This window comes from Chryseobacterium sp. IHB B 17019 (genome assembly GCF_001456155.1).
Classification (GTDB): Bacteria; Bacteroidota; Bacteroidia; order Flavobacteriales; family Weeksellaceae; genus Chryseobacterium.
Genome location: NZ_CP013293.1, coordinates 192,601 through 205,717 on the forward strand (window position 1 = coordinate 192,601; position 13,117 = coordinate 205,717).

The following is a 13,117-nucleotide window of genomic DNA, read 5'->3' on the forward strand; positions in this document are numbered from 1 at the left end:
TATTAAAATTCCTATCTTTGCAGCCAGAAAAATCAGGAGTACATAAATGTCAACTTTTCAGAGAACTGCCGCATTTCACACCCTTGGCTGCAAATTAAATTTTGCGGAAACATCTACTATTGCCCGTCAATTAACAGATGCAGGTTATGATAAAGTGAGCTTTGACGAAAAAGCCAATGTTTATGTCATTAATACCTGCTCCGTAACGGAAAATGCCGATCGTGAGTGTAAACTTCACGTGAAAAGAGCCATGAAGGCCAATCCTGAAGGTTTGGTGGTGATTGTAGGATGTTACGCGCAGTTGAAACCTGAAGAAATTTCCCAAATTGAAGGCGTGGATTTGGTGTTGGGAGCCAAAGAAAAATTCAATATTTTAAGCTATCTTGATGATTTGGAGAAATCCGAAAATGAAGGTATCGTTCACTCCTGCGAAATTGAAGAAACCGATTTCTTTATCGGTAGCTATTCCATTGGTGACAGGACCAGGGCTTTCCTGAAAGTTCAGGATGGCTGTGATTACAAATGTACGTACTGTACGATTCCTTTGGCAAGAGGGATTTCCCGTTCCGACACCATCGAAAATGTTCTTAAAAATGCTAAAGAAATTGCCGAAAGAGATATTAAAGAAATTGTTCTTACGGGTGTTAATATCGGTGATTACGGTAAAGGCGAATTCGGAAACAAACGACACGAACATACTTTCTTGGATTTAATTTCAGAGCTTGATAAGGTAAACGGAATTGAAAGAATCCGTATTTCCTCCATCGAACCGAATCTTTTAAAAGATGAAAGCATCGATCTGGTTTCTAAAAGTAAAAGTTTTGTTCCGCATTTTCATATTCCTTTGCAGTCGGGAAGTGATGATTTATTGAAAAAAATGAAACGTCGTTACCTGACGAAGCTTTACAAAGAAAGGGTGATCAAAATCCGCGAGGTAATGCCTGATGCGGCTATTGGTGTTGATGTGATCGTAGGTTTCCCGGGCGAAACTGAAGAAAAGTTCATGGAAACGTATAATTTCCTCAATGAGCTTCCCATCACTTATCTACACGTTTTCACATATTCTGAAAGAGAAAATACCGAAGCTGCCGAAATGGAAGGCATAGTTCCTATCCCGGAAAGGAAAAAACGCAATAAAATGCTTAGAATTTTATCTGAAAAGAAGAAAATGGCATTTTACCAGACCCAGCTTGGAAAAACTCTTCCCGTACTTTGGGAACACGAAAATAAAGACGGAAAAATGTTTGGCTTCACAGAAAATTATGTGAGAGTACAGAAAGATTTTGATCAGGCATCAGTAAATCAAATCGAATTCTTGAATTTAGAAAAAATCCTGTCAGATGGCACGGTTTCTGTGCAATCGTCTTACGAAAGTTTTTTAGCAAAAGCATAGTCTCTTTGCAAAATTTCCACTAAATTTATATTTAACCTTAAATACTACATTCATGAGAGATAAGTTTTTATCTTGGGGGATTGTATTAGTTGTCGCTACATGGATTATAGCGCTACTAATAAAAGCACATTACTGGATACCGATTCTGTTATCCGCAATTTATGCGTTGGGAGTTTACAATGCTTATCAGACGAAACATGCTATTTTGAGGAATTTCCCTGTATTGGGCTACCTGAGGTACTTTTTCGAAAGTATTTCTCCCGAAATGCAGCAATATTTCATTGAAAGAGAAACAGACGGAAAACCGTTTCCGAGAAATGAACGTTCTGCGGTGTACAGACGAGCCAAAAACATCAATGATACGGTGGCTTTTGGAACACAGTTGGAGATTAATCACAGAAAATATGAAGGAATTAAACATTCCATTTATGCAAAATCTCCTATGGAAGAGCTTCCAAGGGTTTGGGTAGGCGGAGAGCAATGTACGCAGCCTTACCACGCTTCGATATTTAATATTTCGGCAATGAGTTTTGGTTCCTTAAGTGACAGAGCTCAAATGTCATTAAACCGAGGTGCTAAAAAAGGTAATTTTTATCACAATACAGGAGAGGGCGGAATCTCACCTTATCATTTGGAAGGAGGGGATTTGTGTTGGCAAATTGGAACAGGTTATTTCGGTTGCAGAGATGATGAAGGAAAATTCAGTCCGGAATTATTTACAAAAAAAGCTACGATACCTAATGTGAAAATGATTGAAATTAAGCTTTCACAAGGCGCAAAACCAGGTCACGGAGGAGTTTTGCCGGGAGTAAAAAATACACCTGAAATTGCGGAGATCCGTCACGTCACCCCGGGAATGACCATTATATCTCCACCATCGCATTCATCATTTTCTGATGCAGCCGGTCTGTTGAACTTTGTACAGCAGTTGAGAGAGCTTTCGGGGGGGAAACCTGTCGGATTTAAATTATGTATTGGTGATACCAAAGAGTTTGAAGATATCTGCGTTCAGATGAATGTATTAAAAATTTATCCTGATTTTATCACTATTGATGGTGCAGAAGGTGGTACCGGAGCCGCTCCGCCGGAATTTTCCGATGGTGTGGGAATGCCTTTGGAACCTGCTTTAATTTTTGTGAACAGGACGCTTAAAAATTTTAATTTAAGAGATAAATTAAGAGTTATCGCCAGCGGAAAAGTACTTACCAGTCTTGATATTTTGAGAGCCGTTGCAATGGGAGCGGATATGTGTAATAATGCGAGAGGGTTTATGTTTTCTCTGGGCTGTATTCAGGCATTAAGATGTAATTCTAATAATTGTCCGACCGGAGTTGCCACACAGGATAAAATGTTGATCAAAGGACTGGACGTTACCGATAAAGCGGAAAGGGTTTATCATTTTCATAAGAATACGCTTCACATGTGTAATGAACTTATTGCCGCAGCAGGGAAAAGTTCTTATGAAGAGGTTGATGCCACCATGTTTATGAGAGGAGATGAGTTTGATCATCTGGCAGACCTTTACTTCCCGGATATATTAGGGAATGTAAAGCAGAAAGCAAGATCTTATTAAATATTAAAAAATAAAAAAGCGTTCCAATAATTGAAACGCTTTTTTTATGATTTAAAAAAATTAATTTTTTTCTTCAAGAGTAGGCCTTGTTTGGGCATTGAATATTTCAAAGTTGAATACGAAAGATCTATTTTGAAGTGACGTCCCATTGTAATTATAATGCAAATCCCTCGCAAAAGCTGCTTTTGAAGGAACAATAATCACGCCCTGTAAATTGTAAGGATCACCATCAGGCTTGTTATCATGTGCTTTAAAATATTGTAATCCTTCCTGAAGACCTTCAATTTCGTAATAGCTTCTCTGTTTTGCAGCATCTGTAGTTGCAGCAGCCAAAACTGATTTTCTAACATAATAAAAAAGAGGATCGGTGATAGGAGATCCGGACCCGTTAACTGTATTCAACAGAGTCGCCGAATATGCAGGATTAAAAGCCACATTTCCATCAGTATCTGTTGCAAGATAATAATTGGCTCTGATCATTGTTCTGATCTGGGTTTTACCATCATTGGTGATAGGTTTTCCAGGATTTGGCTGAGCGCCGTCTCTTACAATATATATAACTCCCGATGGAAGCTTAACCGGATTCATCTGGGATAACTTTTTATAATTGTCATCAGCTGTATCTGTTGTGCTAAATGCTTTTATATTTCCTTGTACATCCAGGTAATTCTCATCCATGAATTTCTGAATCGCCTGCTCGTCATATGAATTTCTTGTTGCGATATCTTCAGGCTCTGTAAAAGTTGCCACATCATCACCATCCTTTTTACATGCCGTGAAACAAAGAGATCCAGCAAGGATATATAAAAATATTTTTTTCATTTTTCAAAAAACTTTAATTACTTTACAAATAATATAACGACAAAAGTATAAAAAATTATGAGAATAGATAAATTTTTATGGAGTATTCGTTTTTATAAGACCAGAAGCATTGCTACTGAGGAGATTAAGAAAAACAGAGTATCTATAGGAGAGTCTACCGTAAAATCATCAAAAGAGGTAAAAGAAGGAGATGTTATTAAAATCCGTAAAAATCAAATTGATTATAAAATTAAAGTAATTCAGATTCCTAAAAGCAGGATCGGGGCAAAGCTGGTCCCCCTCCATATAAAAGATGTTACCGACAAAGAACAGTATGAATTGCTGAAAATGCGTAAGATGTCTCAGGATTATTATAGAATCAAAGGGGAAGGAAGGCCTACCAAGAAAGACAGACGGGATATGGATGATTATGTAGGAAATGACGTTGCCGGAGATTTTACAGATTGGGATGATTTCTTTGGGGAAACGGGAGATGATCCGAAAGAAAAAGAAGATTAAAAAAAGCTCTAGAGATAGAGCTTTTCTATTATTTCGGTGACAATATCTTCAGGCTCCCGGGTATCTGTATTTACACTAAACTGTGCTTTATTATAAAACTGATTTCTTTCAAAAAGATGTTTGGCTATGAATTCCGGCAGGTTTTCTTCGGAAATATTTGCAATAAGCGGTCTTTTTTCCTTCTGTTTTGAAAGTCTTTCAGACAAAGTACCCACGGAAGCCTTCAAAAAAACGCTCTTCGAATTGTGGTTGATAATTTCCATATTATTATAGTAAACGGGAGTTCCTCCACCCAGGCTCAGAACCACATTTTCCTCGGAAGCAAGGATTTCTTCCAGTGCCTCTCTTTCCAGCTTTCTAAAGTATATTTCACCCTTTTTCTCGAAGATTTCGGGAATGGTTAATTTATTTCTTCGGGAAATCTCTTTATCAAGGTCAATTAATCTAAAATTTAGTTTTTCGCTTAATATTTTGGAAATGTGAGATTTGCCACTTCCCATGTATCCTACCAGTGAAATTATCATGAATTTTTTTTAAACAAATTTGCGAAAAAGTTTTGAGAAATAAAAAAAAGCTATATCTTTGCACCACTTAAAACAAGGGACATTACTTAAATGAAAACTTGATAATAAAGTGGCCGACTCGGTAGCTCAGCTGGTAGAGCAATACACTTTTAATGTATGGGTCCTGGGTTCGAATCCCAGCCGGGTCACGAGCAAAAAAATTACGAAAATTTGTGATTTTATTTGCCTGCGTGGTGAAATTGGTAGACACGCCATCTTGAGGGGGTGGTTTCCTAAGGATGTGCTGGTTCGAGTCCAGTCGCAGGCACACTGCAGAAAATTTAAAATAATTACTTCGGAAATTTAAAATATAATTTTACATTTATCGTTGTTAATTGTGGCCGACTCGGTAGCTCAGCTGGTAGAGCAATACACTTTTAATGTATGGGTCCTGGGTTCGAATCCCAGCCGGGTCACAAGTTTACTGAAAAGTAAATTTTTTTCATATTAATATTTTGTGATTTGGTGTTTCAAAGGCTTCCTTCAGGAGGCCTTTGATTTTTTATATATGTTGTTCTCAACCAAAACTCCTCCTTTATTTTAAATCTAATTTTATTGCAAAAGCCCCCTTCGACTGCGCTCAGAATTACACGCTTATTAATTACGGATAGTATTAGCGATGTCATCCTGAGCGCAGTCGAAGGATCTCAAAGTAGTATATTAATCAGATTAATTTAAATAAAAAACGTCACTTCAAAAAGCAACGTATTATATAAGTTTTCAATCTTAATCCAACCTCAATCCAAATGCATATTATCAATCAATCTCACCCCATCAACTACCACCACAATAAACGCCCTGAAATTTCTGTCTTTGTAAAAAAAATCGGTTTCTTTTAAAGTATCTTCATCTGCAATTAAAAAATATTCCAGCTGCATCCCTTGTTGATTATCAAAAATATCCTGTACTCTTTCTTTGATTTCGGGAATTGTTACAACCCTGAACCAGTCATTTACTTTTTTTAAGGTTTCATAAATGATTTTGGAGGCTTCTCTACGGTTTTCCTGTAATCTTTGATTTCTTGAGCTTAAAGCCAACCCGTTTTCAGCCCGGTAAATAGCAACTCCTTTTATTTTAACAGGAAGTTTTTTTTTGTCAACCATTTTTTTGATAATGGCCAATTGCTGAAAATCTTTTTCTCCAAAATAAGCATTGTCAGGTTTTACCTGATTAAAAAGTTCCTCAACCACTGTTCCGACACCGTCAAAATGTCCCGGTCTTGACTTTCCTTCCATTTCATTTTCCAAACCATCGAAGTCATAATGTTGACTTTCAGTTTTTTCCGGATAAATATCCATCACTTCAGGAATATAAACAGCATCTACCAAGCCTGAATTTTCAAGGATAAGAATATCTCTGTTGATGTCCCGCGGATATTTTTCAAGATCTTCCGGATTGTTGAATTGGGTAGGGTTAACAAAAATTGATGATACGACCAGATCATTCTCCTCCCTTGCCTTTTCATACAGTGACAAATGACCGTTGTGAAGGGCTCCCATGGTAGGTGCAAAACCTATCTTTTTACCCATTTCTTTCTGTCTTTCAATGAAATCCTGAAGAACTTTTTTACTTTTTAGAACTTCCATAGTTTATTTTAATAGTAATTCAAAAATACTAAAAATATCATATAATTATTGTACAAATTGAGGGTCTTTTAATAATTTGAGGGTGGTAATTATCGTAAAAAAATGTTAATTAAATTAATGTTGGATGTTTTTTCGTAATTTTGCGCATTAAAGCATTTTTAAAAAAAATTAGATAGAAGTTTATGCCGAATCAAAAAATACTGTACATTACTACAGAAATGTATCCATATCAGGAAGATACGAATATGGCTGCAGTGGTAAACAAAATGGCACTTAAGATGCACAATGAAGGCAATGATGTAAGAGTTTTTATGCCAAGATTTGGACAAATAAGTGAAAGAAAATTCCAGCTTCATGAGGTGATCCGCCTTTCAGGGATGAATATTATTATTAATGACCTGGATCAGCCTCTTATTATTAAAGTAGCGTCTCTTCCGGGGGAAAGACTTCAGGTTTACTTTATTGATAATGACGAATACTTCAAAAGAAAACAATATTATTTCGATGATGAAGGCAAGGCTTTCGACGATAATGATGAAAGAGCGATCTTTTTTGCAAGAGGCGTGATTGAAACGATCAAGAAGCTGAATTGGGTGCCTGATGTGATTCATCTGAACGGATGGATGGCTTCGTTTGTCCCAATCTATCTGAAAACGTATTACGAATCTGATACTTACTTTAAAGACGCGAAAATTGTCCTTTCCTTATATAATGAAAAGGATGCGGCGCTGGATCAGAATATTGATGAAAAACTTAAGTTTGATAATATTTCAGGTTTAAAAGCGTTAGATAATCCAAGTGTAAAAACTTTTGTAATCGAAAGTATGAACTATGTAGATATGGTGGTGAAAGGAGACGAATTTCTGGATGAAGACCTGGACAAGGCCTTCAACGAAACAGCAACTCCTACATCAGACTATCTTACCGTAGATTCTATAAATCAACTTTATTAAAAAACACATTTTAATGACTCATACTATTAAAAAAGCGATCACCGTTTTGTCTATGGTGATTTTTGGAAGTGTATTGCTTTATAATTGTGAGCCGGATGCAGACAGCTTAGGTGAACAATTATTTTTAGACGGAGCAGCACAGGGCAACGAAAAGTCTTTCGAGGTTGTTGCTTTTAATATTGATAATAATGACAGTATCAGAACTGAAGCTTCCAAACTTAGCTCTGCCGTTCTTGGAGCCTTTGATGAACCTCAGTTCGGAAGACAAAAAGCTTCTTATCTTACTCAGTTGAGATTATCTACTTATGATCCTGATTTTGGGGCCAATGCAGTAGTAGATTCTGTGGTTTTGGTAATGAAACCTACCTATGCCAGTGATTCTGTAACTACAACTACAGATGAAAGTTTTGTTTTCGCCGGTGTTGATGGAAATGTGGATGCTAAAAAAGTCGTAAACACATATCCTGTTGTAAAATATGGTAAAGCAAAAAAAACACTTAATATTAAAGTAAATGAAGTAACTGAATTCTTAAAAAGTTCTTCCGATACTGTAAAATCCAACCAGGCTTTTGCATTTGATCCTACTGTTTTGGGTTCGAAAGAATTTAAGGGAAAGGTAAGTTCAGTAACAATTACAAAGGATTCTGACGGTTCTGCCTTATTTACGGCTTCAAGCCCGGGAATCAGAATTCCATTGGATAAAACTTTCTTCCAGAATAAAATTATAGCAAAGAAAGATCAGCCTGAGCTTCAGGATGCTTCTAACTTTATCAGACATATTAGAGGACTTAGAATTTCTGTCGAGGAAACGGATGGTTATTTATTCCAGTTTTCTCCAAACGATATGGAGCTTATCATGTATTATAAATATGATAAAACAGATGTTACACCAGCAACAAGACCTCAAGCAACTTATACATTTGCATTAGGTTCTGCAAATACACATATTGGACAATATGAGTATAACAGAACAGGTTCTGCATGGTCATCTGCTACGATTGGTGATCAAAACAATGGCGCTCCAAAGCTCTTTTTACAGGGAATGGGAGGCCCTTCAATAGGAGTTAAGATTCCTGATGCAACAATTAATGAGCTTAAGCAATTATATCAAGATAAAAAAGCAGCAATCATTGGTGCTAAAATCAGAATTTACACTGATCCTGTAGATTGGAATAATAATTATGCTAAACCAACAGCATTTACTTTCTTACAGAAAGACAAAAAAGATAATAAAACTACAACAGGCTTTACGGCAGATGTTTTAAATTTGATTGGATCTCCAGGATTTAGCAGTATTTATAAAATTTATGATTTGGATAAAAATCCAACATATTATGAATTTATTGTTACCAAGTCTGTTAAAAATATTGTTGAAGGAGAGGAAAGCAACGCAGCCAAATATTTCAGAATTGATATGGGATCCTTCCAAAGCAATACTGACGGTACATTAGCAGGAGCCAGATTTACTTCCAGAGCATACAATACAAGCAGAGCAGTATTTGTAGGGTCTCAGGCAGGTAATGCAAACAGAGTACAGCTTAAAGTTATTTACGGTACAAAATAAAATTTAAACTAAACAAACACTTAATCTTAATATAATATGTGCGGAATTGTTGGATATACAGGTTTTCAAGACGCCTACAATATAGTAATTAATGGTCTTAGAAGACTGGAATACAGAGGGTACGACAGTGCCGGAATTGTTCTGGAAAGTATTAACAATAAATTTGAGGTTGAAAAAACAAAAGGGAAAGTTGATGATCTTGTTAACATCTCAAATCAGTTAAAAGGAACAGCTAAAATCGGGATGGGACACACTCGTTGGGCAACTCATGGGGTTCCGAGCGACAGAAATTCTCACCCGCATTTATCAAATAATGATAAAATAGCACTTGTTCACAACGGTATTATCGAAAATTATGATACCATTAAAACAATGCTTACTGAAAAAGGATTTACTTTCAAATCCGAAACTGATACGGAAGTACTGGTAAATCTTGTCCAGTATTTTATGGATGCTAATGCAGAGACGGATTTCCCGACTGCTGTAAGATATGCTCTTAACGAAGTGTACGGTGCTTACGCCATTACGGTGATGCACGAAGATTATCCGGGGGTATTGGTGGTAGGAAGATTAGGTTCTCCTTTGGCAATCGGGATTGGTGATAAAGAATACTTCATTGCATCTGATGCTTCTCCTTTTGTAGAGTTTACAAAAGAAGCTATTTATCTTGAAGAAGGACACATGGCTACCATTTCACTGGAAGGTGGAGTTGACATCAGAACAATTAATGATAACTCTAAAATCGAGCCTGAAATTCAGGAACTAAAGCTGAGTCTGGAGCAGATCGAGAAAGGTGGTTACGAGCATTTTATGCTTAAAGAAATTTTTGAACAGCCAAAATCTGTTCATGACACTATGAGAGGTAGGCTTCTTGTTGAGGAAGGAGTTATAAAAATGGCAGGAATCTGGGATCATATTGAGAAATTTAAGAATGCGAACAGAATCATCATCATTGCTTGTGGAACTTCGTGGCATGCAGGATTAATCGGTGAATATCTTATTGAAGAATATGCAAGAATTCCGGTTGAAGTAGAATATGCATCAGAATTCCGATACAGAAACCCGATTATCACAGACAAAGATGTAGTTATCGCAATTTCCCAGTCCGGAGAAACGGCTGATACAATGGCTGCGTTAAAATTAGCTAAAGAAAAAGGAGCATTTATATATGGTATTTGTAATGTAGTAGATTCTTCTATTGCGAGAATTACGGATGCAGGTTCATATACCCATGCAGGTCCGGAAATCGGGGTGGCTTCTACAAAAGCTTTCACTGCACAGCTTACTATTCTTACTTTAATTGCCTTTAAATTAGGTAAACATAACGGTAACTTAGGAAATGCAGATTTCATGCGTCTTATTGCTGAATTGGATGCTATTCCTAAAAGAATTGAAGATGTGTTAAGCTCTACACACGATTTAGTGCAAAATATTGCAAAAGATTTCGTAGGTGCTACAAATTTCCTATATTTAGGAAGAGGGTATAACTATCCTGCCGCATTGGAAGGTGCGTTGAAATTGAAAGAAATCTCTTATATTCATGCCGAAGGATACCCTGCTGCAGAAATGAAGCACGGCCCGATTGCATTAATTGATGAAAATATGCCGATCGTGATTATTGCTCCTAAAAAAGGGCATTATGATAAGATTGTAAGCAACGTTCAGGAAATTAAAGCGAGAAAGGGGAAAATTATTGCTGTTGTAAATAAAGGAGACACTCAGGTAAGCGCGATGGCAGATTATGTGATCGAAATTCCTGAGACGGCGGAATGTTTCTCGCCGATCGTTGCATCAGTGCCTTTACAGCTTTTAGCGTACTATATTGCTGTGTATAGAGGAGCTAATGTTGATCAGCCGAGAAACCTTGCGAAATCCGTAACTGTGGAATAAAAATTTGTTGTAAATAAAATAAATTTAGATTTCTTCCGTTATTTCAAAAAAAATCTTAAAAGTTTCTTAAAAAAATTATATATTTACGGCTTAATTATAAAAATTAACATGAAAAGGATATTTCTTTTATTATTGTCTGCGTCAGTAGCGTCGGTATCTTGTTCAGGTGGTGGTACTTCTTCTGTGGGGAAACCAGGAACAAAAGGAGAGTTGATACCAAGAGAAAAAACAAAATCATTTGTAGCGGAAAGACCATACGGAATGGTTGCCATTCCTGCAGGATCGTTTGTTGCTGGTCTGGCTGATCAGGATCCTACAAACAGCCCTGAAAAAGCAGGTTTGAAAACTGTTACTGTTTCTGCTTTCTTCATGGATGAAGCAGAAACTACTAATGCAGAATACAGAGTATTCATTAATTATGTAAGAGATTCTATCGCTAGAACTTTACTTGCTGAAGCTGCTGGAGAAGGTGGTGAAGGTAAAGGAAAAGGAACAGCTATCGGAGATTATGCTTACCTTGCTCAAAAAGAAGAAAATTTAACACCTTATCAGGAATATTTGGAAGGACAGGGAGGAAGAGAAGATGACAGCTTTGATCCAACTAAAAAATTAGACTGGAAAGTTCCATTGCATTGGAATACAACTAAATATCCGGATGTAGAATACGCCGAAGTTTTAGAATCAATGTATTTACCGGCTTCTTCCAGAATTGCTAATGAAAGAATTCTTGACGTTAGTAAACTGAAATATACTTACAGATGGGGAGATATGGATGCTGCTTTAGCTGATAAAGAAAGAGGAGTAAACTACCTTAGAAGTGAAAGCATCGCAATCTATCCTGATACAACTGTTTGGGTAAAAGATTTCCACTTTGCATACAACGAGCCTTTGTTTGAACAGTATTTCTGGCACAAAGCTTACAAGGAATATCCTGTAGTTGGGGTGACTTGGGATCAGGCAAGAGCTTACTGTAACTTCAGATCTAAATTAAAATCTGATTACAATGAAAGCTTAAAAAGAAGAAAACAAAGACCATTGATCTTCAGACTTCCTACGGAAATCGAATGGGAATATGCTGCAAGAGGTGGAATGGAAAATGCTACTTATCCTTGGGGAGGTCCTTATTTAATGGATGACAGAGGTTGCTACCTGGCAAACTTCAAACCTAAGAGAGGTAACTATATGGAAGACGATAAGAAAGGTACTTATACATATACAGCTCCAGTAAAGAAATTTAAGAAAAATGGGTTTGGGTTATTTGACATGGCTGGAAACGTTTCTGAATGGACAGAATCTGGATATAACAATTCTACTTACGGATTTGCATCTACACTAAATCCTACTATTAAAGATAAAACGGATTCAAGAAAATCTGTAAGAGGTGGTTCTTGGAAAGATGTTGGATATATGCTAATGACTGGTGCAAGAGATTGGGAAAGAAAAGATTCAGCGAGAAGCTATATCGGATTTAGAACTGTACAGGATATCCCTGAAGCTGCTGTTAAACCAAGAAGAGTTAACAGATAATTCTATAAACCATTATTTTTCAATAACAATTTTATTTAACATTAAAAAACTGACTTATATGTTTAAGACTAAAGATGCTTGGATGAATTTCTTTTATTCATTCGGTGCTGCAATTGTAATTCTTGGAGCTTGGCTTAAAATTACTCACATTACTCTGGGACCTATTAATGGTAACATGGCTCTTACAGTGGGACTTATCACAGAAGCGATCATCTTCATCATCTTCGCTTTCGACCCACCAAAATCTGAAGAGTCTTATGCTTGGGAAAATGTATATCCTGAATTATTAGATAAACATGCAAACCCAAATCCTCTACATTCAAATGTGGCTAAAAGCAATGCCGCTCAATTTGCTGAATTAGAAAACTCTCTTTCAACTAAATTGGACAAAATGCTTCAGGATGCAAAATTAGACGTTCAATTATTCGAAAGATTAAGAACTGGTATCGACAAATTCTCTAGTTCAGTTGATCAGATCAACCAAACTGTTGACGTTTCAGCTTCTACTCATAAATATAACGAGCAATTGAATAAAGCTGCTCAACACATGGAAAGCATGAATGCTTTATATGCAATGCAGTTGGAAAGCGGTAAGAGACAATCAGAATTTGCTAATAAATATGTAGCAGATATGCAAAAATCTGCTGAGCAATCAGAAAAATTCAATCAGGAACTACAAGGTTTAACTTCAAACTTAAACAATTTAAACAGAGTTTACGGTGGTATGTTAACTGCCATGAAGTCTTAA

At 36.5% G+C, this 13,117-nt stretch carries 11 protein-coding genes and 3 tRNA genes; 11 read left to right on the forward strand and 3 right to left on the reverse strand.

The genetic code is table 11. The features are described from left to right. Positions 1-46: 46 nt before the first annotated feature. Both mtaB and ATE47_RS00910 read left to right on the forward strand, forming a co-directional pair. Positions 47-1,393 (forward strand): tRNA (N(6)-L-threonylcarbamoyladenosine(37)-C(2))-methylthiotransferase MtaB, encoded by a 1,347-nt coding sequence (mtaB, locus tag ATE47_RS00905; RefSeq protein ID WP_062160189.1) that lies wholly within the window; start codon positions 47-49, stop codon positions 1,391-1,393. Between the two features lie 52 nt (positions 1,394-1,445). Then, positions 1,446-2,966: an FMN-binding glutamate synthase family protein gene (locus ATE47_RS00910; RefSeq protein ID WP_062160190.1), complete on the forward strand. Its 1,521-nt coding sequence runs from the start codon at positions 1,446-1,448 to the stop codon at positions 2,964-2,966. A 60-nt stretch (positions 2,967-3,026) separates the two neighbouring features. Here ATE47_RS00910 and ATE47_RS00915 read toward each other — a convergent pair whose 3' ends face one another. Then, positions 3,027-3,788: a hypothetical protein gene (locus ATE47_RS00915; protein WP_062160191.1), complete on the reverse strand. Its 762-nt coding sequence runs from the start codon at positions 3,786-3,788 to the stop codon at positions 3,027-3,029. Between the two features lie 57 nt (positions 3,789-3,845). On the opposite strand from ATE47_RS00915, the gene ATE47_RS00920 reads away from it, so the two are divergent. Further along, positions 3,846-4,286: an RNA-binding S4 domain-containing protein gene (locus ATE47_RS00920; RefSeq protein WP_062160192.1), complete on the forward strand. Its 441-nt coding sequence runs from the start codon at positions 3,846-3,848 to the stop codon at positions 4,284-4,286. 8 nt (positions 4,287-4,294) lie between these two features. Here ATE47_RS00920 and ATE47_RS00925 read toward each other — a convergent pair whose 3' ends face one another. Continuing rightward, entirely contained in the window at positions 4,295-4,810 is a 516-nt protein-coding gene (locus tag ATE47_RS00925; protein WP_062160193.1) for a shikimate kinase, read from the reverse strand. 115 nt (positions 4,811-4,925) lie between these two features. On the opposite strand from ATE47_RS00925, the gene ATE47_RS00930 reads away from it, so the two are divergent. From ATE47_RS00930 to ATE47_RS00940, 3 genes are all read left to right on the forward strand, one after another. Beyond that, positions 4,926-4,998 (forward strand) — tRNA-Lys (locus tag ATE47_RS00930). Between the two features lie 36 nt (positions 4,999-5,034). Further along, positions 5,035-5,117: transfer RNA gene (locus ATE47_RS00935), tRNA-Leu, on the forward strand. A 75-nt stretch (positions 5,118-5,192) separates the two neighbouring features. Further along, positions 5,193-5,265 (forward strand) — tRNA-Lys (locus ATE47_RS00940). Between the two features lie 321 nt (positions 5,266-5,586). Here ATE47_RS00940 and panC read toward each other — a convergent pair. After that, complete coding sequence (gene panC / locus ATE47_RS00945; protein WP_062160194.1) at positions 5,587-6,435, reverse strand: pantoate--beta-alanine ligase; 849 nt, start codon at positions 6,433-6,435, stop codon at positions 5,587-5,589. A gap of 182 nt (positions 6,436-6,617) precedes the next feature. Between panC and ATE47_RS00950 the strand changes: the two genes are divergently transcribed. From ATE47_RS00950 to gldL, 5 genes are all read left to right on the forward strand, one after another. Further along, positions 6,618-7,388, forward strand: coding sequence for a glycogen/starch synthase (locus tag ATE47_RS00950; RefSeq protein ID WP_062160195.1), 771 nt, complete (start codon positions 6,618-6,620; stop codon positions 7,386-7,388). Positions 7,389-7,401: 13 nt separating this feature from the next. Next, positions 7,402-8,952 carry a DUF4270 domain-containing protein gene (locus ATE47_RS00955; protein ID WP_062160196.1) on the forward strand — a complete coding sequence of 517 codons (1,551 nt, stop codon included), beginning with the start codon at positions 7,402-7,404 and terminating at the stop codon, positions 8,950-8,952. Positions 8,953-8,988: 36 nt separating this feature from the next. Further along, positions 8,989-10,842 carry a glutamine--fructose-6-phosphate transaminase (isomerizing) gene (gene glmS / locus ATE47_RS00960; protein WP_062160197.1) on the forward strand — a complete coding sequence of 618 codons (1,854 nt, stop codon included), beginning with the start codon at positions 8,989-8,991 and terminating at the stop codon, positions 10,840-10,842. Positions 10,843-10,950: 108 nt separating this feature from the next. Continuing rightward, positions 10,951-12,369, forward strand: a complete 1,419-nt coding sequence (gene gldK / locus ATE47_RS00965; RefSeq protein ID WP_062160198.1) for a type IX secretion system lipoprotein PorK/GldK — start codon at positions 10,951-10,953, stop codon at positions 12,367-12,369. Positions 12,370-12,427: 58 nt separating this feature from the next. After that, positions 12,428-13,117, forward strand: coding sequence for a type IX secretion system motor protein PorL/GldL (gene gldL, locus ATE47_RS00970; protein WP_062160199.1), 690 nt, complete (start codon positions 12,428-12,430; stop codon positions 13,115-13,117).

What these genes read in the sequence shown, in the direction of transcription:
- mtaB (WP_062160189.1), top strand. Translation starts at nt 47, where the DNA reads ATGTCAACTTTTCAGAGAACTGCCGCATTTCACACCCTTGGCTGCAAA.
- ATE47_RS00910 (WP_062160190.1), top strand. Translation starts at nt 1,446, where the DNA reads ATGAGAGATAAGTTTTTATCTTGGGGGATTGTATTAGTTGTCGCTACA.
- ATE47_RS00915 (WP_062160191.1), bottom strand. Translation starts at nt 3,788, where the DNA reads ATGAAAAAAATATTTTTATATATCCTTGCTGGATCTCTTTGTTTCACG.
- ATE47_RS00920 (WP_062160192.1), top strand. Translation starts at nt 3,846, where the DNA reads ATGAGAATAGATAAATTTTTATGGAGTATTCGTTTTTATAAGACCAGA.
- ATE47_RS00925 (WP_062160193.1), bottom strand. Translation starts at nt 4,810, where the DNA reads ATGATAATTTCACTGGTAGGATACATGGGAAGTGGCAAATCTCACATT.
- panC (WP_062160194.1), bottom strand. Translation starts at nt 6,435, where the DNA reads ATGGAAGTTCTAAAAAGTAAAAAAGTTCTTCAGGATTTCATTGAAAGA.
- ATE47_RS00950 (WP_062160195.1), top strand. Translation starts at nt 6,618, where the DNA reads ATGCCGAATCAAAAAATACTGTACATTACTACAGAAATGTATCCATAT.
- ATE47_RS00955 (WP_062160196.1), top strand. Translation starts at nt 7,402, where the DNA reads ATGACTCATACTATTAAAAAAGCGATCACCGTTTTGTCTATGGTGATT.
- glmS (WP_062160197.1), top strand. Translation starts at nt 8,989, where the DNA reads ATGTGCGGAATTGTTGGATATACAGGTTTTCAAGACGCCTACAATATA.
- gldK (WP_062160198.1), top strand. Translation starts at nt 10,951, where the DNA reads ATGAAAAGGATATTTCTTTTATTATTGTCTGCGTCAGTAGCGTCGGTA.
- gldL (WP_062160199.1), top strand. Translation starts at nt 12,428, where the DNA reads ATGTTTAAGACTAAAGATGCTTGGATGAATTTCTTTTATTCATTCGGT.